20 protein-coding genes are annotated in these 22939 nt (G+C 63.7%); 8 read left to right on the top strand and 12 right to left on the bottom strand.

Features of this window, described 5'->3' with window-relative positions; translation table 11 throughout:
- Positions 1 to 12: 12 nt before the first annotated feature.
- The gene (locus tag HY019_RS20515) at positions 13 to 378 is read right to left on the bottom strand and encodes a response regulator (protein ID WP_290695742.1); all 366 of its coding nucleotides are present in this window, start codon (positions 376 to 378) and stop codon (positions 13 to 15) included.
- Between the two features lie 188 nt (positions 379 to 566).
- On the opposite strand from HY019_RS20515, the gene HY019_RS20520 reads away from it, so the two are divergent.
- Positions 567 to 2981, top strand: coding sequence for a CHASE domain-containing protein (locus HY019_RS20520; protein ID WP_290695744.1), 2415 nt, complete (start codon positions 567 to 569; stop codon positions 2979 to 2981).
- Between the two features lie 13 nt (positions 2982 to 2994).
- Here the strand turns inward: HY019_RS20520 and HY019_RS20525 are convergent, their stop codons facing one another.
- The 3 genes from HY019_RS20525 to HY019_RS20535 form a co-directional block, all read right to left on the bottom strand.
- A complete protein-coding gene (locus HY019_RS20525) occupies positions 2995 to 5073 on the bottom strand; it encodes an NADPH-dependent 2,4-dienoyl-CoA reductase (protein ID WP_290695745.1) in 2079 nt (692 codons plus the stop codon).
- Between the two features lie 80 nt (positions 5074 to 5153).
- The gene (locus HY019_RS20530) at positions 5154 to 7109 is read right to left on the bottom strand and encodes a DUF4105 domain-containing protein (RefSeq protein WP_290695747.1); all 1956 of its coding nucleotides are present in this window, start codon (positions 7107 to 7109) and stop codon (positions 5154 to 5156) included.
- Between the two features lie 119 nt (positions 7110 to 7228).
- On the bottom strand, positions 7229 to 7702 hold the full coding sequence (locus HY019_RS20535) for a DUF3015 family protein (protein ID WP_290695749.1): 474 nt from the start codon (positions 7700 to 7702) through the stop codon (positions 7229 to 7231).
- Positions 7703 to 7998: 296 nt separating this feature from the next.
- Between HY019_RS20535 and HY019_RS20540 the strand changes: the two genes are divergently transcribed.
- On the top strand, positions 7999 to 8547 hold the full coding sequence (locus tag HY019_RS20540; RefSeq protein WP_290695751.1) for an outer membrane beta-barrel protein: 549 nt from the start codon (positions 7999 to 8001) through the stop codon (positions 8545 to 8547).
- Positions 8548 to 8578: 31 nt separating this feature from the next.
- On the opposite strand, the gene HY019_RS20545 is transcribed toward HY019_RS20540, so the two are convergent.
- Together HY019_RS20545 and HY019_RS20550 are read right to left on the bottom strand one after the other, a co-directional pair.
- Positions 8579 to 10384: a DUF4105 domain-containing protein gene (locus HY019_RS20545; RefSeq protein WP_290695753.1), complete on the bottom strand. Its 1806-nt coding sequence runs from the start codon at positions 10382 to 10384 to the stop codon at positions 8579 to 8581.
- Between the two features lie 77 nt (positions 10385 to 10461).
- Positions 10462 to 10827 carry a hypothetical protein gene (locus HY019_RS20550; protein ID WP_290695755.1) on the bottom strand — a complete coding sequence of 122 codons (366 nt, stop codon included), beginning with the start codon at positions 10825 to 10827 and terminating at the stop codon, positions 10462 to 10464.
- A gap of 418 nt (positions 10828 to 11245) precedes the next feature.
- On the opposite strand from HY019_RS20550, the gene HY019_RS20555 reads away from it, so the two are divergent.
- Complete coding sequence (locus HY019_RS20555) at positions 11246 to 11791, top strand: outer membrane beta-barrel protein (RefSeq protein WP_290695757.1); 546 nt, start codon at positions 11246 to 11248, stop codon at positions 11789 to 11791.
- A 45-nt stretch (positions 11792 to 11836) separates the two neighbouring features.
- Here HY019_RS20555 and HY019_RS20560 read toward each other — a convergent pair whose 3' ends face one another.
- The 4 genes from HY019_RS20560 to HY019_RS20575 form a co-directional block, all read right to left on the bottom strand.
- A complete protein-coding gene (locus HY019_RS20560; RefSeq protein ID WP_290695759.1) occupies positions 11837 to 12511 on the bottom strand; it encodes a DUF799 domain-containing protein in 675 nt (224 codons plus the stop codon).
- A gap of 3 nt (positions 12512 to 12514) precedes the next feature.
- Positions 12515 to 12841 (bottom strand): DUF4810 domain-containing protein, encoded by a 327-nt coding sequence (locus HY019_RS20565; protein ID WP_290695760.1) that lies wholly within the window; start codon positions 12839 to 12841, stop codon positions 12515 to 12517.
- A 78-nt stretch (positions 12842 to 12919) separates the two neighbouring features.
- Positions 12920 to 13546, bottom strand: coding sequence for a CsgG/HfaB family protein (locus tag HY019_RS20570; RefSeq protein WP_290695781.1), 627 nt, complete (start codon positions 13544 to 13546; stop codon positions 12920 to 12922).
- A 200-nt stretch (positions 13547 to 13746) separates the two neighbouring features.
- Positions 13747 to 15933, bottom strand: coding sequence for a malate synthase G (locus HY019_RS20575; RefSeq protein ID WP_290695762.1), 2187 nt, complete (start codon positions 15931 to 15933; stop codon positions 13747 to 13749).
- A 291-nt stretch (positions 15934 to 16224) separates the two neighbouring features.
- Here HY019_RS20575 and HY019_RS20580 point away from each other — a divergent pair, with 291 nt between their 5' ends.
- The 3 genes from HY019_RS20580 (at position 16225) to HY019_RS20590 (ending at position 18513) form a co-directional block, all read left to right on the top strand.
- Positions 16225 to 17148 (top strand): LysR family transcriptional regulator, encoded by a 924-nt coding sequence (locus HY019_RS20580; RefSeq protein ID WP_290695763.1) that lies wholly within the window; start codon positions 16225 to 16227, stop codon positions 17146 to 17148.
- 95 nt (positions 17149 to 17243) lie between these two features.
- On the top strand, positions 17244 to 17930 hold the full coding sequence (locus HY019_RS20585) for a helix-hairpin-helix domain-containing protein (protein ID WP_290695764.1): 687 nt from the start codon (positions 17244 to 17246) through the stop codon (positions 17928 to 17930).
- Between the two features lie 127 nt (positions 17931 to 18057).
- Positions 18058 to 18513, top strand: a complete 456-nt coding sequence (locus HY019_RS20590; RefSeq protein WP_290695765.1) for a DUF2214 family protein — start codon at positions 18058 to 18060, stop codon at positions 18511 to 18513.
- Between the two features lie 77 nt (positions 18514 to 18590).
- Here the strand turns inward: HY019_RS20590 and HY019_RS20595 are convergent, their stop codons facing one another.
- Together HY019_RS20595 and HY019_RS20600 are read right to left on the bottom strand one after the other, a co-directional pair.
- Complete coding sequence (locus HY019_RS20595) at positions 18591 to 18857, bottom strand: hypothetical protein (protein WP_290695766.1); 267 nt, start codon at positions 18855 to 18857, stop codon at positions 18591 to 18593.
- Between the two features lie 107 nt (positions 18858 to 18964).
- Positions 18965 to 20302, bottom strand: a complete 1338-nt coding sequence (locus tag HY019_RS20600) for a serine/threonine-protein kinase (protein ID WP_290695768.1) — start codon at positions 20300 to 20302, stop codon at positions 18965 to 18967.
- A gap of 178 nt (positions 20303 to 20480) precedes the next feature.
- Between HY019_RS20600 and argS the strand changes: the two genes are divergently transcribed.
- Positions 20481 to 22172: an arginine--tRNA ligase gene (argS, locus tag HY019_RS20605; RefSeq protein WP_290695770.1), complete on the top strand. Its 1692-nt coding sequence runs from the start codon at positions 20481 to 20483 to the stop codon at positions 22170 to 22172.
- A 46-nt stretch (positions 22173 to 22218) separates the two neighbouring features.
- Positions 22219 to 22911: an SPOR domain-containing protein gene (locus tag HY019_RS20610; protein ID WP_290695772.1), complete on the top strand. Its 693-nt coding sequence runs from the start codon at positions 22219 to 22221 to the stop codon at positions 22909 to 22911.
- The last annotated feature ends 28 nt before the right edge of the window (positions 22912 to 22939 follow it).

Consider the following 22939-nt stretch of genomic DNA (forward strand, 5'->3'; position numbering starts at 1 on the left):
GTGAACGGCTTGTCAGCCCAGCTGGCGCGTGACCACGTCCAGCAACTGGCGGGGGCTGAACGGTTTGGTCAGGTAGCCATCGGCGCCTGACTGCTTGCCTTGCTGCTTGTCGTGATCCTGCCCCTTGGCACTGAGGATGACGACCTTCATGCGCTTGAGCGCCGGGTCACCCTTGATGTGGCTGCACACGGCAAAACCATCCAGCGAGCCGGGCATCATCACGTCAAGCAGGACCAGATCGGGTTTGAGCTGGCGTGCCATCTGCAGGCCGAGGTCGCCGTTTTCGGCTTCGTGGATGTCGAAATCTTCGATTTCCAGGGTCATCCGGATCAGCTCGCGGATGTCCGCCTGGTCTTCAACGATCAACACGCGCTTCATCTGGTCTCTCTCCAATCCTGAAGTGAGGAGTATTGTCCTTAAGCTGTGTCCTGAAAAGCCGAAGATGACGCACAAAGTGAAACTGTTTCGACCTGACATGAGACGACTCAGCCATTTCCCGCTGATGTGCCCGCCCGTGCCCGCCCTGCGTGTGGCGTGGGTTTTGGCCTGACTGGAGGGCCGGGCGCATGGTTCAGCGGGCATGGCGCAATGTACTGGGCTCGGCCAGGTTGGTGGCCGAGTTGCTGGTGATCGTGGCGGTGTGCGAAGTCGTCGTGATGTTGTTGCTGCCCTCGCTTGCTCCGGGTTTGAGCGCCTGGCAGGACGCTTTTCTGGACGCGCTGGTGTTGTCAGTGATGGCCGCGCCCCTGGTGACCTGGCGGGCGCACCGCATGGCACGCCGCGTATCGGGCCCGTCCGTGGCCGCCGACGCGTCTTCGGCTGCCTACGTCCGGCACTTGCCGCTGCTGGTGTTTGTGCTGGGCACCGGTTTGAGCGTGTGGCTGGCCTGGGGGCTGTACGGGCAGGCGCAGCACGCGGCCCGTGCACGCTTCGAACAGGTGGCTGACAGCTTGCGGGACACGGTGCAGGCCCGTTTTGACCGTGCCGCCGACGTGCTGCACGATATCCGCAGTGCCTCGGTGCTGGCCGGGCATGTCTTGAGCCATCAGGAGTTGCGCACCTGGGTCGCCACACGCAACCTGCGCCGGGAGTTCCCGGGACTGGTTGCGCTGAGCCTGGTCAGGCCGGTGCCGCGCTCGGAGCAGCCCGCGTACGAGGCGCGGATGCGGGCCCAGGGCGTGCCGGCCTTCGAGGTCCGCACGTCGGGGCAGTCCCCCATGCTGTACGTGGTGGATGCGATCGAGCCGCTGGCACCCAATCACCTGGCCATGGGTTTTGACGTGGGCTCTGAGCCTGCCCGCAAGGAGGCCTTGCAGCGGGCGATCGACACCGGTGAGGCCGCCTTGAGCGCGCAGGTCCACCTGGTGCAACTGGGGCGGCCACAGGCGGCTTTTCTGTACGTACTGCCCCTCTACAAACCGGGCCTGCCTCTGGAGACCGTGGCGCAGCGCCGCGCGGCACTGGACGCGCTCGTGTCCGCGCCCATCCTGGCTGACGATCTGCTCGATGGCCTGGACCTGTCCTTGACCACCCAGGCACAGTACGCCTTGTATGACGTCAGCGGAGGGCAAACGCCTGTTCTGCTGGCTCAGTCCGACGCCAGCAACCCGGGTGAGCAGGCGAGCGCTCAGCCTCAGTTCGCCTCGAACCATGCGATCACGGTGGGTGGGCGAACGCTGGCCCTGCGCATCCGCTCCACCCCTGCATTCGATGTGGACAACGGCTACGTCATGGCCGTGTGGCTGGTGTTGTTGGGCGTGTTGCTCAGCGCCATGGCCGCGGTGTCGGTCTGGCTCATGAACACGGGGCGCGCGCGGGCCCGGCAGATGGCGCAGGCCATGACGGCCGACTTGCAGGCGGCGCAGGCCCAGTTGCGGGCACACAGCCAGCAGATGTCGGCGATCTTTTCCTTGTCACCCGACGCGTTTGTCTCGTTCGACATGGCGGGGCGCGTCAGCTACATCAGCCCGGCCTGGACCCGGCTCACGGGCTTGTCATCCCAGGCCCTGCTGGGGCTCAGCGAAGACAGCTTCAGCACGCGCCTGTTCGAATGCGCCGCAAGGGGACAGGCCATCCAGGGCCTCGACGCACTCAAACAGGCGACGCCCGCCGAAGGTGTGGCGGGCGATGTTGCGGAGGCCACTCGCGTGGTGGTCGAGATGAAGCCGCCTGCCAGACGGATGCTGGAGATGCGCCTGATCCTCAGCGAGGGTGGGGCTGTTTCGCAGGTGCTGCACGTGCGCGACGTGACCATCGAGACCGAAGTGGACCAGATGAAGAGCGCCTTCTTGTCCGTGGCTGCCCACGAGTTGCGCACACCGATGGCCAGCATCTATGGCTTCACGGAGTTGCTGCTCACGCGGGACCTTGCTCCAGACAAGCAAAAGGACCTGCTGGGCCGCATCTACCGTCAAAGCGAAGCCATGAAGGCCATCATCGATGAGCTGCTGGATCTGGCGCGCATCGAGGCCCGACAGGGTAAGGACTTCAGCTTCAATGCCTGCAACCTGACGGCGCTGCTGGACGAGGTCATCCGTGATTTCAAGCTGCCGCCTGATCGCACGGCCCCCTTGATCGCCTGGCCTGATCAAGCCATTCTGGTCTGGGTGGACCGACAGAAGATGCAGCGGGCCGCGCTCAACGTGCTGTCCAATGCCTACAAGTATTCACCGCAGGGTGGTGATGTCCGTGTGCGCATCCTGACGCAAGACCGGCAAGGCCGGCCGCATGTCGGGATCGAGATCCAGGACCAGGGCATCGGCCTGGCGCCAGATCAACTCGCGCGGGTGGGGGAGCGCTTCTACCGTGCAGACAAATCCGGCAGCATCCCCGGCACCGGCCTGGGCGTGGCCATCGTCAAGGAGATCATGGAACTGATGGGCGGCCACGTGGCGCTGCACAGCGAACAGGGGCTGGGCAGCACCTTCACCTTGTGGCTGCCCCGGATGGACGAGCAGGTGGTACTGGACGACCGGCGGTGAGCTGGCGCGGGTATCACAAGCGCGCGGCCAGCCGGGCCGCTTGATCGATGGCCTTCTTGGCATCCAGCTCGCCGGCCTCAAAGGCCCCGCCGATCACGTGGACCGGGCGGCCCGTGGCCTGCAGCTCATCGGCCAGGGCGCGCAAAGGCACCTGGCCAGCACACAGCACCACGTTGTCGCAGGCGATCCAGGTCGGGTCCTTGCGCTCCTCGCCGTAGCTGATCAACAGGCCCTCATCGCCGATGCGCTCGTAGTTCACGCCGCCCACCATCTCGACGTTTTTCATCTTCAGCGTGGTGCGGTGGATCCAGCCCGTGGTCTTGCCCAGGCCGGCGCCCAGCTTGCCCTTCTTGCGCTGCAGCAGCACGACCTCGCGTGCAGGTGGTGTCACCTGAGGCTGGCCGGTGCTGAGCCCACCGGGCGACAGGGCGGGGTCGGTCACGCCCCACTCGGCCTGCCAGGCGGCCAGGTCCAGTGTGGTCGAGTGTCCATCGTGCACCAGGTACTCGGCCACATCAAAGCCGATGCCGCCCGCGCCGATCACGGCCACCTTCTTGCCCACGGGCTTGTGGTGGCGCAGCACATCGATGTAGCTCAGCACCTTGGGGTGGTCCTGGCCGGGGATCTTCGGGTCACGCGGGTTCACGCCCGTGGCCACGATCACCTCGTCATGGCCTTGCAACTGCGCCGCATCTACCCTGGTCTGCAGATGCAGCTTGACGCCCGTGAGCTCAACGCGCTTGCGGAAGTAACGCAGCATCTCGTTGAACTCTTCCTTGCCGGGCACCTGGCGGGCCATGTTGAGCTGGCCACCGATGTCGTCGGCCGCATCGAAGAGGTCGACCGCAAAGCCGCGCTCGGCCAGCAAGGTGGCGGCGGTCAGGCCTGCGGGGCCCGCACCCACCACGGCCACCTTGCGCCCGGCGCTGGTGGGCTTGAACACCAGCTCGGTCTCGTGGCAGGCGCGCGGGTTGACCAGGCAGGACGTCAGCTTGTTGCGGAAGATGTGGTCCAGGCAGGCCTGGTTGCAGGCGATGCAGGTGTTGATCTCGTCGGCACGGCCTTGAGCGGCCTTCTTCACGAAGTAGGGGTCGGCCAGCAGCGGGCGCGCCATCGAGATCATGTCGGCGCAGCCATCGGCCAGCACGGCCTCGGCCACCTCGGGCGTGTTGATGCGGTTGGAGGTGACCAGCGGGATGTCGATGCCTGCTGCTGCCAGCTCGGCCTTCATCTTCTGCGTGACCCAGGTGAAGGCGCGGCGCGGCACGCTGGTGGCGATCGTGGGCACACGCGCTTCATGCCAGCCGATGCCAGTGTTGATGATGCTGGCGCCGCCTTGTGCAATGGCCTTGCCCAGCGCGACCACCTCGTCCCACGTGGAGCCATCGGGCACCAGGTCGATCATCGAGAGGCGGTAGATGATGATGAAGTCGCGGCCCACGGCCTCGCGCGTGCGCTCGACGATCTCGATGGGCAGGCGCATGCGGTGGCTGTAATCGCCGCCCCATTGGTCGGTGCGCTTGTTGGTGTGGCGGGCCAGGAACTGGTTGATGAAGTAGCCCTCCGAGCCCATGATCTCCACGCCGTCATAACCTGCTTCACGCGCTTTGACCGCGCAGTTGACGAAGGCCCGGATCTGCCGCTCCACGCCCCGTGCCGACAGCGCAAAGGGCTTGAACATCGAGATGGGCGACTGGATGCGCGAAGGCGCCACCGCCAGCGGGTGATAGGCATAACGCCCTGTGTGCAGGATCTGCAAGGCGATCTTGCCGCCGGCTTCATGCACCGAGCGCGTCACCACCTGATGGCGGCGTGCGGCACCCGAGGTGGCCAGCGTGCCGGCAAAGGGCTTGGCCCAGCCCGCGATATTGGGCGCAAAGCCGCCGGTCACGATCAGGCCCACATCACCTTCAGCCCGCTCCCGAAAGTAAGCGGCCAGCTTGCTCAGGTCTCGCCCGTCCTCCAGCCCGGTGTGCATCGAGCCCATGAGCACGCGGTTCTTGAGCGTGGTGAAGCCCAGATCGAGGGGCGACAGCAGGTGCGGGTAAGCCGTGTTGGTGGCTGTATGGGCGGGCGTGCTGGGGTACGACATGGCGGCGCTGGCTCAAAGGTGACGGTTGACGCGCGATCCTGCCACAAGAGGGGGCGTATCTCGCGACAGCTCACGACAACTCACAGGTAGCGCTGCACACCCAGCAGGCAGGACTGGTTGACGCGCACCTCGCGCCGCTTGGTGGTCTCGCACTGGGCGTGCAGGTTCCATTGCTTGTCGAGGCTGTAGCGCGTGCGCACCAGCAGGCCAGTCTCAAAGGGCTGTTTGCCCAGATAGGCGCGGGCAAAGACTTCCGTCTGCACGCGCCATTGCGCCGTGAGGTCTCCCAGCAAGCCCAGGGCGATACCGCTGCCCACGGCCCAGGGGCGGCTTGGCAGGTTGCGGTCCCAGCGCGCCTGGTTGTCCATGAAGGCATAACCCAGCCAATGCTGATCAGGCGTGAACTCGGTGGCCATGCCGGGGCCGCCGCGCAGGTTGATGCCCAGCGGGCGGGTGCCATCGGCGCGGGTTGCCAGGCTGCGCTCCAACCCGATGTGCACGCGCCAGGACTTGCTGGCCATGATGGGTTCACGCGCACTGATCGAGCTGATGTCCACCGGCGTGAGCGACTCCAGTTGCAGGTGCCCGTTGGCCGCCTTGGTGAAGGCCACATTGAAGAACTGGATGGCTGCGCCGCGCTGGTAGCCGTCTTCCGGGTCCATCAGGTCGTGATAAGCCGGGCGGGCTTGCAGCATCACCAGGCCCTGGCCTTGGCGCTGCCCCACCATCACGTCCACGCGCGCCGTGTCATGGCCTTGCGTGGGGTCCTTGATCGGGGTGGGCACCGTCACCGGCGTACCGGCAGGCAGGCTGGCGCGGGCAGCGAGCAGGGTCATGCGCTGCTTTTGCGTGGCGGCCTCGGTGCTGTCCTTGCGGGTGGCTTCATACGAGACCAGGCGCTCGGCTGTCTCCAGGATCAGCGCGCGTTGTTCGGGAGAAGCTTCATGCTGAGCCAGCGCCTGCGGTGGCAGCGTTTCCTCACTGAGTTGCTGCGCCAGCCGGGCGCGCTGCGGTCCCAGCATGTTGGCGCGGTAGCGCAACTCCGTGCTGTTGGAGGGGCGGTACTGGATGCGCGTGAGCAGGCCCGGCGTCTGCGTCACGGCCCGCACCGTGTCCAGCGGAATGGCCCACCAGGTGAACTGTTTGGTCAGCTGCAACTCGGGCCGGGCCGCATCCAGCAGCGACAGCAGGTGGTACGAGCAGTTCTCGTCGAAGAAGTAGTAGTCAAAGCGCGTGGGGCCTAGCTCCCAGGCGTGCGCCAGCAGCCGCTCGATCTCGGCGGGCGTCAGGTTCAGCTCGTATTCCCAGATGTCGCGGTTTTCCAGGTCGTTGTAGTCGCGGATACGCAGGTAGTAGGGCTCGTTGGTGAACTGGCCGTCGTACAGGCCCGTCAGGCCTTTGAAGGCAAAGGCGATCCCGTCGTTTTCATTGCCGTTGGCGGCGTAGCTCACGGCATACGACAGCATGGGTGACGCTACTTGCCCTGGCTCAGGTTGGGCGTCCAGCCGGATGAAGGTGTGGCCATACATGGAGGCCGGGCTGTTGATGTAGGCCGAGGGGAAGATCAACGTGGCCCGGTCGGCCTTGATGCCCTGCCGCCATTGCCTGTAGCGCGGGCAATCGGGTGTGGGCAATTGGGCCGCGTCGAAGTGCAACTGCGCATTGAGCCACTGGTAGCGCGCGATGAAGCGGCAGGCGGCTGGCTGATCCAGGGCATGGTGTGCGCTGGGGTCGAAGAAGGCCGCCAGCGTGGCGTCCAGCTCGTGTTCGGGGTTGTGCGCGCCATCGGCGGCCAGAAAGAAGTCCGGGTCGTCGGCCAGGCTGCGGTCCACGCGGGTGAGCGGTTGCACGCTGTAGTGCAACAAGGTGCGCCACATGGCGCTTCGTGCCAGGCCCTGCTGGTGGGCCGCCTGTTGCAGGCTTTGCAGATAAGTGGGCCTTGTCGCCGCATCGGCATCCGCAGCCGCGTGGGCCAGGCTGCCGCCCAAGGTGCTCGCCAGCGCGACCACGCACATCAACCAGAATCGAATACGCACCGTGTTGTCCTACCTGGGGCTGACCTGAATGAGACATGCCCAGCGCGTGGCTGGGCATGAAACGGCCACGCGATGGCGGCCTTTGACGAAGCAGGGCTCCATGCCGGAGCCCCGATGCATCAGATGACGGCGGCGTAGCCAGCCAGTTGCTCGTTGGCAGCCAGGACCGACTTCAGGTTGGCGGCAACCTTGTCGTTGGCGAACACGGTGGCGAAATTGCTCTTGATGGTGGTGGCGAACAGGGCGCGGTCAGCGGCCTTCACACCCATCAGCTCGGCCAGCACGTCCAGGCTTTCGCCTTGGCCTGCAGCGGCGTCACGGGCCAGGGCCACGCGGTTGCCGTCGATGTACATGGCGGTCTTCCAGCTGGAGGAGACCACGCCGTCTTGCGTACAGCCCGAGGTACCGAAGGTGATGCCGAAGGTCTGGTTGCCCGAGGTGCCGTTGGTGGTGGCGGCCAGCACTTGGGGCGCGATGCCCGACTTGCCTTCAAACACCTTCGAACCCCAGCCGCAGCTGCCGACGTTGTTCTGGGCGGCCATGGACGATGCGGCTGCCAAAGTCACCAAAGCGGCGACGACGATCTTCTTCATAGTTAACTCCTAGCTTGTAACACTTTGTGATTGGACGGCCCCATGCCTTCCAAAAACCATTCTAGGCGCGATATGAAATCCAGACACCAACCCCAGGAAGAGGGGTGAGCGGGTATGCCCGGCTGGTGTAGCTGTGTGCTTGTTGATCGCGTTTTGATCCTTTGGAAACAATCACCCACAGTCCTTACCTGATTGGTGGGCGAAGCATCCCTGCTTCAGGGGGGCCTCAGCCCCCATGCCCCAGGCAAGATTCGCGCTTCATTTTCCGCAGCTCGTTGATCGGGTCAAACAACATCATGAAGCAAATCGTTCTGGGCGCGCTCGCGCTGGCTCTGTCGGCCTCGGCCTTCGCTGAAAACTACATTGGTGCCACCATCGGCGGCAGCCACATCGACATCGACTGCAGCTTCGGCACGCAGTGTGACGATGGCGATACCGGCTTCAAGCTGTACGGCGGCTTCGACCTGTCGCACCAGGCCGCGCTGCCTGGCCTGGCGCTGGAAGTGGCCTACATCGACTTCGGCACGGCCCGTGTCACCGCGCCCTTCGTCACGGTCCAGTCCATCGATGTGTCCGCGCTGACTTTCGGTGTGGCCATCCACCCCAAGTTCACGCCGGCCCTCAGCGGTGTTGCGCGCCTGGGCGTGGCCTATGTGGACGCCAAGTCGGCCGGCCTGTTTGCCAGCTCGTCTTCCAACCTGAAGCTGTACGGTGGCCTGGGCCTGGAGTATTCGCTCAACAAGCAGTTCAAGCTCGTGGGCGGTGCCGACTTCACCAACTACGACACCGGCCGCCAGACTGGTTCGGCGCACCTGCTGAGCATTGGCGCGCAGTACGGCTTCTAAGCCACCAGCGCTTGCGCATGGCGCAGCACGCTCAGAAGAGGTGCTTGAGCGACACGGTGAGCTTGTTGGCAGATTGCCCCAGTCGCCGTGTCCTTTGGGCTTCCAGCATGAGCGTGTTTTGCGCGTCCAGGTATTTGGATTGCGTCAGGCTCCACTCAAGCGCCTGACCAGATTCACCCAGCGGCCGCGAGGTCTGGCTGATCGTGATGATGGACTTCATGTTGTAGACCTCCCTGATCAGCACACCGGCCGTGGGTTTGGCATACACATAGCCGCGGTGGCGGTAGCCCCAGCCGCCGCCCAAGAGCACGAAGGCATCAATGTCGCTGCTGGGCCGCCAGGTGGCGCCCAGCGCCCCTTCCATCAGGAAGGCCGTCCGCTCTTGCAAGGCGGTGTCTGGCTGCAACTCGAAGCCGATCTTCAAGCGGCCTGACAGCCCGCCCGTGAGCGGATCGCGCGGCAGCATCGATTGCGTCGCGTAGATCGCCAGGTGGTCCAGTGAGACGCGCCCGCTGCGGCTGTCGATCAACAAGGCTGCGTCGAACAGGCGCAACTCGTTTTCGCTGTTGTACTGGGTGTTGTCGTCGGCCAGGGTGTGAGAGACGGGCAGCAGGCCCAGCTTCAACAGATCCCGGCCTGCGCGGTGCTGCCAGCCCGAGCTGACCTGTTTGTCACGCGGGGCTTGCGCCGGGTTCTTGCTCTGATCGGCCTGCAACTCCAGGCCCGGGTAACGCACCTGTTCGATGTCCTTGACCTGCCGGTCAAAGCTTTGCCAGCTGTCGAGCGTGATCTCGTGCTGTTCGTACAGATAGGTGTTGTAGCTGCGGGCCAGCTCCATGGCCATGTAGCCTTGTGTCGAGCCGGGCTCGGTCAAGGTCGCGAGCGCCTCGATCTGGCGCTTCTGTACGGCTGATTGCACGGCCGAGCGCAACGTGTCTGGCAAGGGCTCTTGCAAGCTGCGCACGACCCATCTTGAGGGCGTCTTCACCGACAGGTCGGCAATCAGGTTCACCTCCTGCGCCTTCCTGACGACGAACTTCGGTGTGGTCCACCAATCGGCTTCATCGAGCATGTCGGGCGCGGCCACGGCCAGCACGTGTTTGACCAGGGTGGCGCAGTTGTAGCTCTGGAAGAAGTAGGTGATGTCGGCGTGACGCAGCTCTTGCAGGTGATAGCGCAGCAGCGTGCGGTCCTGCGGGCTCAGGCGCAGGGTGTATTCCCACAAGGTCCTTTGTTCTTCGACGACATAGGTGCTGATGTCGTCCTGATAAGGCGTCAGGGCGAAGTAGCCCTTCTTGCCCGTGACCATGCTGTCGTAGAACAACTTGGGCAGGTTGGCGGTGCCGGCATCCGTGAAAAAGGAGATGGCGTGCTCTACCTTGCGGCCATCGGCGGTCTTGCCGCTGGTTTTGAGGAAGAGGTGGCCCATCATGCTGGAGGGCTGGCTCAGGTTTTCTGACGCAAAGACCAGTGAGAGCGTGTCAGCTGGGGCGCGTGCCATCAACTCCTGGAGCTCGGTACAGTGGTCGATCGACAGGGCGGGCAGGCCTGCTTCGGCTTGCAACCAGGCATGACGAGCGGGGAAGCGGCAGACAGCTTCGGCCGATTGCGGGCCATACAGATAGGCGACGGTCTGCAGCAACTCCTCGCGTGGCGAGAAGTGGTCCAGCGACAGGATAAACTGCTTGTCCTTGATGCGAGGCACACCCTCGCTGACATGCAGCAAGGCCGACCATTTGCTGGATTGATCGAGCCTATGCCGCAGGGCCTGAGCCTGCAGCGAGGTGATGTCGAACGTGGCGTTTGTCGCAGCGGTGGCCGAGCCTGGCCAGGCCATGCCGGCCACCAGGGCGCAGCAAAGCATCAGACAAAAAAAAGCGGCCGTGAAGCCGCTTTCAATTTGCTTGTGAAGCATTACTGACCGCAGGAGATCACCACGTTGTCAGAGTACTTCCACATTTTTTCGGTGGCGTAGTCGGTGGTCGAACCGAAAGCGCCGCCGCTCAGGATGTTGATGAAGAACTTCGGATCAACCGAGTTGTCCACCACGGTTTGCTTGGCGCAACCAGGGGTCTCAACGGTCACGACCTTGGCGGCCTTGGCGCGCTGAACGCTCACCACGCCAGGACCCGTGAAGGGGGTGCCGTCAACGGAGCCCTGGATGGGCTTGCCATTGGACGACGACACATTGATCTGCTGGGTCTTCTCGTTCAGGATCGAAGCGCAACCGGTCATCAGAACGACCGAACCCATCATGGCGGCAATAGCCAACTTCTTCATAAAAACTCCAAACTAGTTTGCAATTGAATCAACAACGCTCATATCCCGGCGCATCGCGATGCGCCGTTGAATGGATTGGTTCAAGGGGTGCGCTTGTCGAACGCAAGCAGGCAACAGTTGCAAGGTGAATTGCAACAAATCGTGCGACCTTATTGGTCGTCAAATCATCCGCCTCCCTACTCCACGGACTTTGATCGTCGGGGGCATTCTATGTGTGCCGACGTGACAGCTTCATGGGGAAATACACGACACCCCTTGTTACTGTTGTAGCTTGCTGACTGATTTCAGACATCTTTAAGTTGCGTCAATGTGCACGTCCGGATTCCACCCCTGCAAATGAAGGGGGTTGGGTGCGTGAGGTGGTGGTCAAATGCCGGCGTTTGCAGCCGCCGTGCTGCCGTTTTGAATCGAGGAATCCATGTTCAAGAAAATGATGTTGGCCGGTGTGATGGCCACTGCAGCCTCCGGTGCGATGGCGCAGCTGTATATGGGCGCAGGCCTGGGTTACGCCGTGGTGTCCGACTACTGCAAGGATGCGGGTAGCTCGTGTGAAGACAACAGCCTGGGCTTGAAGCTCTATGGCGGCTTTGTCCTCAACCCGAGCGTCGCGGTCGAAGCCGGCTACCTGGACTTTGGCAAGGCCACCGATGACTTCGGTTTGGCCCACTCTGACCTGGAGGCCAGCGCCGTGGTCGTGAACGCCGCGTTCCGCGCGCCCTTGAGCCGCGAACTGGGCGCCGTGGCCCGCCTGGGCTTGGCCAGCGTGACGGTTGACGAGCATTTCAATTGGCGCTCCAACCTCTCCAAAACGACATCGCAGTTGTACCTCGGCCTGGGCCTTGAGTACGCGTTGCAGAAGAACCTGAAGGCCACCTTCTCCTACGACTTGACGCGTGGCGAAGACGCTGGCGGCGGCGGTGGCAACCTGCATCTGTTCAGCGCTGGTCTGCAGTACAGCTTCTGATCAGGATCCTGGTAAAAAAAGCACCTCTCAAGGTGCTTTTTTGTTTCAGTTCTGACCATCCAGTCCGTATTTGGGCGACCTTGGCCCATACAGCAATCCGTTGACGTGTCCGGCAGAGAGCAGCCGAGAGCTGGTTATGCCAGCAACGGGGTGCGCCGCATCTGTTGTGCTGTTGATGATCTGCTTGACGATGGCTGCTACAAGCAGGCCGCCCAAGCCTCCCGAGTTGTTGTTGCTGTTCTCCGCATTGGATGCGCTTGCAGAGCCCGTCCACAGTGTTGAACCTGTCTGAAGGTCAATCAGATTGGCCTCTGCGGCGACGATCGCAGCGCTGTTGAGCACGGTATAGGTCGTGCCATATCGCTTGATCTTGATGTAGAGCGCCGCATCAGCGCCAAAGATCTCCTTCAGTTTCGCAGGCGCGACAGCGTGCATTTCCGGTGGGTTGCTGAGGCCGTTTTGCTTGAATGTCTCGGCCACAAGGGTCACAGGCATCACGTAGTAACCAGACTCGGCCAGTGGGAAGGTCACCTGAGACAGCATGCTGAAGGACGCATTCACGTCGGGCGATTCATTGACAGGTGGCAGCACGAGCAGCGATCTCGGCTTGGCTTGACGAAAGGCCGTGTAGTCAACGGATTGCAGGGGACGATGGGCGCACCCCGTCGCAAACAAAACTGCAGACAGGGCCAGGCCCAGCATGATTCGGTGTTGGCGCATGGATCACCCCTTTTGTTTTTTCATGTTGTTGAGCAGGAAGTCCATGTACTGCGTGGACTCCGGAAACAAGGCTTTTTCTTTGTTCCATGCCTGGGCGGCTTGGTCGCTCTTGCCCGTGGTCAGGTACAACAGACCCAGGTGGCCGTAGTAGCCAGGCGGGGGCGCCATGCCCTTGCCTGACATGCGTTGGAGGTCTTCCTCCAGACCGAGGATCTGCTGTTCAGGACCTGCGCCCTGGCCTTTGAAGTGTTCATAGACCTTGTCTTGGTAGCCGCCCCATCCGTACATGTGCTGGGGGGTTGCACAGGCGGTGAGCATCAGGGCGAGCACGCAAGTGGCAAGGCGGGATATCCAATCTGATTTCATGGGATGCATGGGCGTATCGCGATGGAGAGGGGTCAACGTGTTTTATTGCTGCGTGGGCTTCCAGGCGCCCGAGTCGATGGCTTCAGCCAGCTTGTTTACGGCTTCGCGAACGGCCAGATCCAGGACCTTGCCATTCAACGTGGAGTCGTAGCTGGCCGTGCCACCGAAGCCAATGACCTCACGGTTGGACAGACTGTACTCACCCGCACCCTGCGTTGAATAGACCACCTCCGAAGTGGCAATGTTGACGATATTGAGGTTCACCTTGGCATAAGCGATTTGTGTCTTGCCACGGCCCAGCAGGCCAAACAACTGGTGATCGCCGACTTCCTTGCGGCCGAACTCCGTGACGTCACCTGTCACGACAAAATCAGCACCCTTGATCTTTTGCGTGGCGCCCTTGTAGCCCGCTTCCTGCTTGAGTTCCTGCATGTTGTCGCGGTCCAGCACATTGAAGCGATTGGTCTGCTGCAGGTGGGTGATCAGGATGGTTTTGGCCTGGCTGCCCAGTCGGTCCACGCTGTCTGAAAAGACGCCGCGCATGTAGCTGGAGCGGTTGTCGAACTTGCCGACGGAAATCGGCGAGCGCGGGCCGCTGTACGAGTTTGAGGCCACGGTGACTTGCTGAATGGGCAGGGCCTGCGAGGACTCCGTGGCGCAGCCGCTCATCAGGGTGGCGGTCAGCGCTGTGATCGTGATCAGCAATGTGTGGGTGTTGAAAAGACGCAAGAGATTCTCCCTGGTATCAAGGCTTAAGCCCAAGTTACAAAAATGAACAGGCACTATAACAATGACAAACGGCACCCCGCAGGGTGCCGTTGTCCGGGTGCGCATCAAGCGCTCAGCGGCTCGCGCGGCGTGCTGTCGGATCAGCCCTGAGCCTTGGCCTTCTGGCGCCATGCATGCAGCAGCGGCTCGGTGTAGCCAGAGGGCTGTTCCTTGCCCTTGAACACCAGGTCCAGCGCGGCCTGGAAGGCGCAACCGTTGGGGTTGGCCACCAGCGACTTGTACAGATTGTCGCCGGCGTTCTGCTTGTCCACCACGGCGGCCATGCGCTGGAAGGTCTCGCGCACTTGCGCTTCGCTCACCACGCCATGGTGCAGCCAGTTGGCCACGTGCTGGCTGGAGATGCGCAGCGTGGCGCGGTCTTCCATCAGGCCGATGTCATGGATGTCGGGCACCTTGGAGCAGCCCACGCCCTGGTCGATCCAGCGCACCACATAACCCAGGATGCCCTGGATGTTGTTGTCCAGCTCTTGCTGCTTGTCTGCATCAGACCAGTTGGCCGACTCGACCACGGGGATGGTCAGCAGGTTGGTCATCAGGGCTTGCGCGTCTTCGTTCGACTTCTCGATCTCCAGCTGCACCGCTGCCACGTTCACCTGGTGGTAGTGGGTGGCGTGCAAGGTGGCGGCCGTGGGCGAAGGCGTCCAGGCGGTGTTGGCGCCAGCCTTGGGGTGGCCGATCTTCTGCTTGAGCATCTCGGCCATCAGGTCGGGCATGGCCCACATGCCCTTGCCGATCTGGGCGCGACCACGCAGGCCGCATTGCAGGCCGATCAGCACGTTGCGGCGCTCGTAAGCGGCAATCCAGGCGCTGTTCTTGATGTCGCCCTTGCGCATCATCGGGCCGGCCAGCATGGCGGTGTGCATTTCGTCGCCGGTGCGGTCCAGGAAGCCGGTGTTGATGAAGGCCACACGGCTTTGCGCGGCAGCGATACAGGCCTTCAGGTTGGCGCTGGTGCGGCGCTCTTCGTCCATGATGCCCAGCTTGACGGTGCTGTCAGCCAGACCCAGCAGTTGCTCGACGCGGCCGAACAGCTCGTTGGCGAAGGCCACTTCAGCGGGGCCGTGCATCTTGGGCTTGACGATGTAGACCGAGCCGGCGCGCGAGTTCACGATGCCATTGGCACCATGGCGCTGCAGGTCGTGCAGGGCGATGGTGGTGGTCACCACGGCGTCCATGATGCCTTCGGGGATCTCTTTGCCTTCGGCGCCCCACAGGATGGCCGGGTTGGTCATCAGGTGGCCCACGTTACGCACGAACATCAGCGAGCGGCCGTGCAGCTTGACTTCGCCACCATTGGCGCCCGTGTAGACGCGGTCGGCGTTCAGCGTGCGGGTGAAGGTCTTGCCACCCTTTTGCACTTCTTCAGACAGCGTGCCCAGCTGGATGCCCAGCCAGTTGCTGTAGCCCAGCACCTTGTCTTCGGCGTCCACGGCGGCCACGGAGTCTTCCAGGTCCAGGATGGTGGACAGGGCGGCTTCCAGCACCACGTCGGACACGCCAGCGGCGTCGGTCTTGCCGATCGGGGTGGCGGGGTTGATCTGGATGTCGATGTGCAGGCCGTTGTTGACCAGCAGCACGCTCTTGGGTGCAGCCGCGTCACCCTGGAAGCCCACGAACTGGGCAGGGTTCTGCAGGCCGGTGGTCTTGCCGCCAGCCAGGCCAACAACCAGCTTGCCGCCTTCCACGCGGTAGCCGGTCGAATCCTTGTGCGATGCGCCTTCCAGTGGCGCCGACTGGTCCAGGAAGTTGCGGGCGAAGGCAATGACCTTGGCGCCGCGCACGGGGTTGTAGCCGGTGCCCTTGTCAGCGCCATCGGTCTCGGGGATGGCGTCGGTGCCATACAGCGCGTCGTACAGGCTGCCCCAACGTGCGTTGGCGGCGTTCAGCGCGTAGCGTGCGTTCAGGATGGGCACCACCAGCTGGGGGCCGGCTTGCGTGGCCAGCTCGGCGTCCACGTTCGATGTGGTCACCTTGGTGTCGGCAGGCACGGGCACCAGGTAGCCGATCTTTTCCAGGTGGGCGCGGTAGGCGGCCATGTCCTTGATCGGGCCGGGGTTGGCCTTGTGCCAGGCGTCCATGTCCAGCTGGATGCGGTCGCGCTCGGCCAGCAGGGTGGCGTTCTTGGGGGCCAGGTCGGACACGATCTTGTCGAAGCCCGCCCAGAACTTGGCGCTGTCAACGCCGGTGCCCGGCAGCACCTTGTCTTCAATGAAACGGTAGAGCTCGGTGGCGACTTGCAGGCCGTGGACGGTGGTGCGTGCGGTCATGGTGAACCTCGTCAAGGAAAGGGGTGGTCAGTAGAAGGGAAACAGGCATCAAACGCCAGCATGTAGCGGGCCTGTTTTCAGTGCGAGCAGTTTATTCGATACTTCGCTAAACATTACCAGCGCAAAAATCCATTGATTGATGACTTTTTTGCACTAATTGAGCCCTAAGGCGTGGCGGAACGGACAAACAGGGTTGCCCCCGGATTGTCTTGCCCGCATGAGGTGATCAACATGCTCCGTTCAGAAGAAGTGGCCAGCCTGGGGTCGCGCACAGGCAGCGGGTGAGGAACCATGGATCGACTCAAGCAGATCGAATCCTTTGTGGCCGTGTCCACGAAGGGCAGCCTGACCGCTGCGGCGACCGCCGAGGGCGTGGCGCCCGCTGTGATCGGGCGCCGCATCGACGCCCTGGAAGAGCGCCTGGGCGTCAAGCTGCTGGTGCGCACCACGCGGCGCATCAGCCTCACGCACGAAGGCAGTGCCTTTCTGGAAGACGCGCAAAGGCTGCTGGTGGACCTGGCCAATGCCGAGGCCAGCGTCAGCGCCGGGGGGCTGCAGGCCAGCGGGCACCTGCGGATCACGGCGCCGGCCGGTTTCGGGCGCCGCCACGTGGCGCCCCTGGTGCCGCGCTTCGTGGGCTTGCACCCCGAGGTGTCCTTGTCCCTGAACCTGTCGGACCGCCTGGTCGACCTGGTCAACGAAGGCTTTGACTGCGCCGTGCGGGTGGGCGACCTGCCGGACTCCAGCCTGGTCAGCGTGCGCCTGGCTGACAACCGCCGCCTGTGCGTGGCCAGCCCCGCCTACCTGCAGCGACGCGGCCGGCCCACGCGCCCCGAAGACATCACCCGCCACGACTGCCTCACCCTCAGCTCCGAAGCCAGTCAGACGCGCGGCTGGGCCTTCATGGCGGACGGGCAACTGACCTACGTGCGGCCACCCACCCGGCTGGATTGCTCGGACGGCCAGGTGCTGCATGCCTGGTGCCTGGAGGGCCTGGGCCTGGCCTGGCGCTCCTGGTGGGAGGTCGAGGCCGATGTGCGCGCCGGCCGCCTGGTCAGCGTGCTGGACGAGCACGCGGCGCCCCCCAATGGCATCTATGCGGTGTTCGCCCAACGCAAACACCTGCCGTTGCGCTTGAGGCTGTGGATTGATTTCGTCAAAGAGGCCTATGGCGACCCGGCTTACTGGTCGCGCGACACACCGGACACGGTCTGAGGGGCATGAGCCTGGCTGCGCCTGTCAACGACGCGGTCTCCCAAGCGTTAAGAAGCGGTCAGTCTTTGACGCGTTCACCAACTGGAGATTTCCACATGTTCAAGAAACTGTTGGCCCTGATGCTGGCCTTGTTGACTTCCCTGGCTTTCGCGGTTGATGTCAATAACGCGGACGCGACCCAGCTTGATGGCGTCAAGGGCATCGGCCCGGCCTTGTCCACCAAAATTGTCGAGGCCCGCAAAGCGGGGCCGTTCAAGGACTGGGGTGACCTGGTCAACCGTGTCTCTGGCATCGGCGAAACCAATGCCGCCAAGTTGTCCGCATCAGGGCTGACCGTCAATGGCGCAACCTTCAAGGGCATGCCCGCGGCCGTGGCAGCACCCAAGGTCGAGAAGGCGGTGAAGGCCCCCATGCCCGCCCCGGTGACGGCGCCTGCGCCGACAACCGCACCGACCACCAAGCCGGCAGCCGCGCCGGCACCCACCGCCGCACCCGCACCGGTGAAGGCCCCAGCCGTGACGCCGCCTGCCGCCCCCGCCAAGGTGGATGCCGCAGCCGACAAGGCAGCCAAGAAGGCGGCAGACAAGGAAGCCAAGGCCGCAGCCAAGGCTGAAAAGGCCGCTGCCAAGAAGGCTGCTGCTGAAGAAAAGGCCAGCGCTGCCGCCGCCAAGAAGGCTGAGGCCGCTTCTGCTGTCGATGCCGGCAAGGACACGAAGAAGAGCAAGAAGAAGGACAAGGCCACCAAGGACGACGCCGCAAAGAGCGACGCGGCCAAGAAGTGATGCCCCCGAAGTGACGCCCTAGAAGTAAGCCACACTGTCAGCCTTCAGCTGATGTGGATTCAACGCCCTTCAACGCCCTTCAACGCCCGGCTGGTCCGGGCGTTCGTGTTTGTGAAAGCCTCTTGCCATGTTGATCGAGTCCTTGCTGGCCTACGCCCACTTTGTCGCCATCCTCAGTGTGGTTGTGTTCCTCACGAGCGAAGCGGCCCTGTGTCGGTCCGAATGGCTCAACGCCGCCGTGGTGCGCCGCCTGGCGCGGCTGGATGTGATCTACCTGGCGGCGGCCATCGCCGTCTTGCTGACCGGGTTGGCGCGCACCTGGTGGGGTGTCAAGGGCATGGGCTGGTACTGGCACCAGCCGCTGCTGCACATCAAGCTGACGCTGTTTGTGCTCATCGGCCTGATTTCCATCAAGCCCACCCTGGCCTTCATGCGCTGGCGCAAGCAACTCGACGCCACGGGCGCCTTGCCCAATGAGGCAGAGGTGCGCGGCGTGCGGCGCCTCGTCATGATCGAGGCTCACCTGCTGGTGCTGGTTCCCCTGGCGGCGACCCTGCTGGCGCGCGGCGTCTGGGCGCGTTGATCAGGCTGCATCGGTCCACGAATGCAAACAGGCCCCGAAGGGCCTGTTGATGCTCAAGCGCTGAAACGCTGATCCGCTTACTTGGCGGCGCCAGCTTCCTTTTCGCACTTCTTCATGAAGCTGCTCTTGGCGGCGCCGGCCAGTGCCTTGCCATTCTTGTCGACGGCCTTGGTGGCGCAAGCAGCCCCACCTTCTTCCTTTTCGCACTTCTTCATGAAGCTGCTTTTGGCAGCGCCGGCCAGTGCCTTGCCGTTCTTGTCGACGGCCTTGGCTTCGCAGGCGGGGCCGGCATGGGCCAGGGTGGACAGGAGGGCCAGGGAGACGGAAGCAATCAGAGCGCGCATGTCAGAACTCCAGTTGGGTATGAGGTTGTGAGCCGGGCCGACCTCGGCCTCGCCTTTGCTCTCAACGCATCATAGTCAGATTTGGATGACGCGCGTGCGACGCGAAATCACATGATCCGCCGCGGGTGCGCCAGCGCTTCGTGCGCGGCATGCAGGCGCCGCACCAGCACGCGGATGAAGGCCTCGTCGAACAGGTGCCGGCAGGCGGGGCTCAATTGCTGCATGGCTTCGGGCGTGAAGGAGATCGTCGTGGTCGGCTCCGTCACCACCACATCGGTGCTGTGGCGACGCAACTCCGGGCTGGGCGCCAGATAGGCCATCTCACCCACGGACGTGCCTGCACCCAGCAGGGCCACGCGCTTGGCATTGCGGTACACCTCGACACTGCCTTGCGCAATGATGTGGAAGGTGCGCCCCTCTTCACCCCGGCGGTACAGCGCATGCCCGAAGGAAAAGCGCTGCCACTTGGCGCGGTGCACCACTTCCCACAACTCCACATCGCCAAACAGCGAGAAGAAGTCCAGCGAGCGCAGCAGGTTGAAGCGCTCGGAGTCCAGCACGCCCTGCATGTGGCCGCGCGGCACCTTGTGCTCGGTGATCAGGCCCGACAGCGCTTGTGCAAAGGCATCCCAGTTGGGGTAGCGGTCCTTGGGGTCCTTGGCCAGTGCCGTCAAGATGACCTTGTCGACCGATTCATTCACGCCCGCACGCATGCCCGCCAGCGGTGGGGCGTCCTGGTTGTAGATGAGGTTCATCAGCGCCGCTTGCGAGGGCGCATCAAACGGGGGCTTGCCCGCCACCAGGTGGTAGAGCACGGCGCCCAGGCCATAGATGTCGGCGCGGCAATCGGGCACCTGGCCGTCCAGTTGCTCAGGCGACATGTAGGCCAGCGAGCCCACCTGGTGCACCTGTGTCGAATCGGCAGCCAGGTTCAGCACGCTGCCAAAGTCGGTGATCTTCACATCGGTGACCATGCCCTGCGAGTTCGTGATGGCCAGGATATTGGCGGGCTTCACGTCACGGTGGATCAGGCCCTGGCGGTACACATAACCCAGCGCCATCGCGCACTTGAAGCCGATTTCAACGATCAGCTCCAGGGGCAGCAACTGGTCCGCACGGCAATAGCTGCGCAGCGTCGTGCCCGGCACATACTCCATCACCACATAAGGCGAGGTCGGGTCCGGTACGGCGTCGTAGATCTGGATGACATTGGGGTGCTGCAGGCGCCCGACCAGGGCGGCCTCGGCGGCAAAGAAGCGGGCATACACCGGCCCGTCCACCGCATCGCCCAGGGCGGATGAGCGCACCCGCTTGATCGCGACATCGCGGTCATGGAAATCGTCGCGGCACAGGAAGACCTCGCTTGTGGCGCCTTCGCCCAGTCGCTTGAGGATCCGGTACTTGCCGATCAGCCCGGTTTCGAGGTCGATGTCGATGTCACCCATGGTGGCCCAGTGTGTTGTGCGCCCCAGGATCGCAAAATGATCCTTTGGCAGCCAATGACGCCATCCTCCCACTGTGCGCGCTTTGCCGCCGGCTGAAAAGGCCCCGTCAAAGTGTGCATTTCTTGGCGCTTTACACAGATCAGGGGCAAAAGCGGCCCGCCCTCGTAGAATCCCCGCCATGATCCAAGCCAAGCGTGACCTTCTTTCTGCCCTGGGTGTGGCCCTGCGCCAAGTGGCGCCCGACGCCGACGCGTCGCTGACGCCCGTTTTCGAGGCCCCCAAGCAGGCCGCCCACGGTGACCTCGCCGTGACCGCTGCCATGCAGCTGGCCAAGCCCCTCAAAAAGAACCCCCGCGAGCTGGCCACCGCCCTGGTCGCCGCCCTGCAGGCGCAGCCCGCCGTGCAGCAGTGGGTGTCGGCCGTCGAGATCGCCGGGCCGGGCTTCATCAACCTGCGCCTCAAGCCCGAGGCCAAGCAGGCCATCGTGACCGATGTGCTGGCTGATGGCGCCAAGTTCGGCTGGCAGCCCCTGTCTGACAAGAAGGTGCTGGTCGAGTTCGTTTCGGCCAACCCCACGGGCCCGCTGCACGTCGGCCACGGCCGCCAGGGCGCCCTGGGCGATGCCCTGTGCAACCTGTTCGAAACGCAGGGCCAGGCCGTCACCCGCGAGTTCTATTACAACGACGCCGGCGTTCAGATCAGCACCCTGGCCTGGTCCACGCACGCGCGCATCAAGGGCCTCAAGCCCGGTGACGAGCACTGGCCCGAGTCCGCCTACAACGGCGACTACATCCAGGACATCGCCAACGACTTCCTGGCCAAGAAGACGGTCAAGGCCGACGACCGCGAGTTCACCGCCTCCGGTGACCCCGAAGACATCGACGGCATCCGCCAGTTCGCCGTGGCCTACCTGCGGCACGAGCAGGATCTGGACCTCAAAGCCTTCGGCGTGCGCTTTGACAACTACTACCTCGAATCCAGCCTGTACACCTCGGGCCGGGTGGATGCCGCCGTGCAGAAGCTGAAAGACGCCGGCAAGACCTTCGAAGAAGGCGGCGCGCTGTGGCTGCGCTCGACCGACTACGGTGACGACAAGGACCGCGTGATGCGCAAGTCCGACGGCGGCTACACCTACTTCGTGCCCGATGTGGCCTATCACATCGCCAAGTGGGAGCGTGGCTTCCAGCAGTGCGTCAACATCCAGGGCTCCGACCACCATGGCACCATCGCCCGCGTGCGAGCCGGCCTGCAGGCCGCGGGCGTCGGCATCCCCCAGGGCTGGCCCGACTACGTGCTGCACAAGATGGTCACCGTGATGAAGAACGGCGAGGAGGTCAAGATCTCCAAGCGCGCCGGCTCTTATGTCACCCTGCGTGATCTGATCGAGTGGACCAGCAAGGACGCCGTGCGCTTCTTCCTGATCAGCCGCAAGGCCGACACCGAGTTCACCTTCGACGTGGACCTGGCCCTCAAGCAAAACGACGAGAACCCCGTGTTCTACGTCCAGTACGCCCATGCCCGCATCCACTCGGTGCGTGCCCAGTACGTCGACAAGAGCGGTGGTGATCTGGCCTCCTTGGCCAAGGCCAACCTGGGGCTGTTGTCCGCTGAAACGGAACTGGCCTTGATGACCAAGCTGGCCGAATTCCCTGGCATGCTGACCGCCGCTGCGCAAGGCCTGGCTCCGCACGACGTGGCCTTCTACCTGCGTGACCTGGCCAGTGCCTTCCACAGCTACTACGCCGCGGAACGTTTCCTCGTGGATGATGTCGAACTCAGCCGTGCCCGCGTGGCGCTGTTGACGGCCACCGCGCAGGTGCTGCGCAACGGCCTGGCGCTGTTGGGCGTGAGCGCGCCTGAAAAGATGTAATCGACCCCCCGGTCACCAAGAGTCACCCCAAGAGGACACCCTCAACATGAAATCCCAACGCGGAGGCTTCTTCCTCGGCATGATCGTCGGCCTGTTGATCGGGCTGGCGCTCGCTTTAGGCGTGGCGCTCTACATCACCAAGGTGCCGCTGCCCTTCATCGACAAGGTGCCCCAGCGCACCGCCGAGCAAGACGCCGCCGAGGCCCAGAAGAACAAGAACTGGGACCCCAACAGCCCGCTGTACGGCAAGAACCCCGCCAAGCCGCATGCGGTGCAGGTCGAAGAGGCCCCGGCTTCGTCGGCCGAGGGGGCATCCGGCGCCGCGCCTGCTGGCCAGGAGGTTCCGGTGGCGCCTGCGCCGGCGCTGGCACCATCCGCTTCCGCGGCATCGGCCGCCAGCGCGCCCAAGCCCGCCAAGGCAGCCAGCGCATCCGCTTCCAGTGTGCGCAACCCGGCGGCCATCCTGTCGGGCGAGGCCGTGTCCACCACTTCGGCCCCTGACTCGTTGAGTTACCAAGTGCAGGCCGGCGCCTATGGCAGCCAGGTCGAAGCCGAGCAACAACGCGCCAAGCTGGCCATGATGGGTCTTGAGCCCCGCATCCAGGAGCGCGAAGTCAACGGCCGCACGATGTACCGTGTCCGTATCGGGCCTTTTGCCCAGCGAGAACAAGCCGATGAGGTTCGTGTCAAGCTGCAGGCCGCTGGCATCGATTCGGCCCTGGTCCGAATTCAGAAATAAAAGCCTAGGGCTTACCGAAAGGACGTTT

The sequence above is a fragment of the Aquabacterium sp. genome, assembly GCF_016195855.1.
In the GTDB taxonomy this organism is placed as follows: domain Bacteria; phylum Pseudomonadota; class Gammaproteobacteria; order Burkholderiales; family Burkholderiaceae_C; genus Aquabacterium.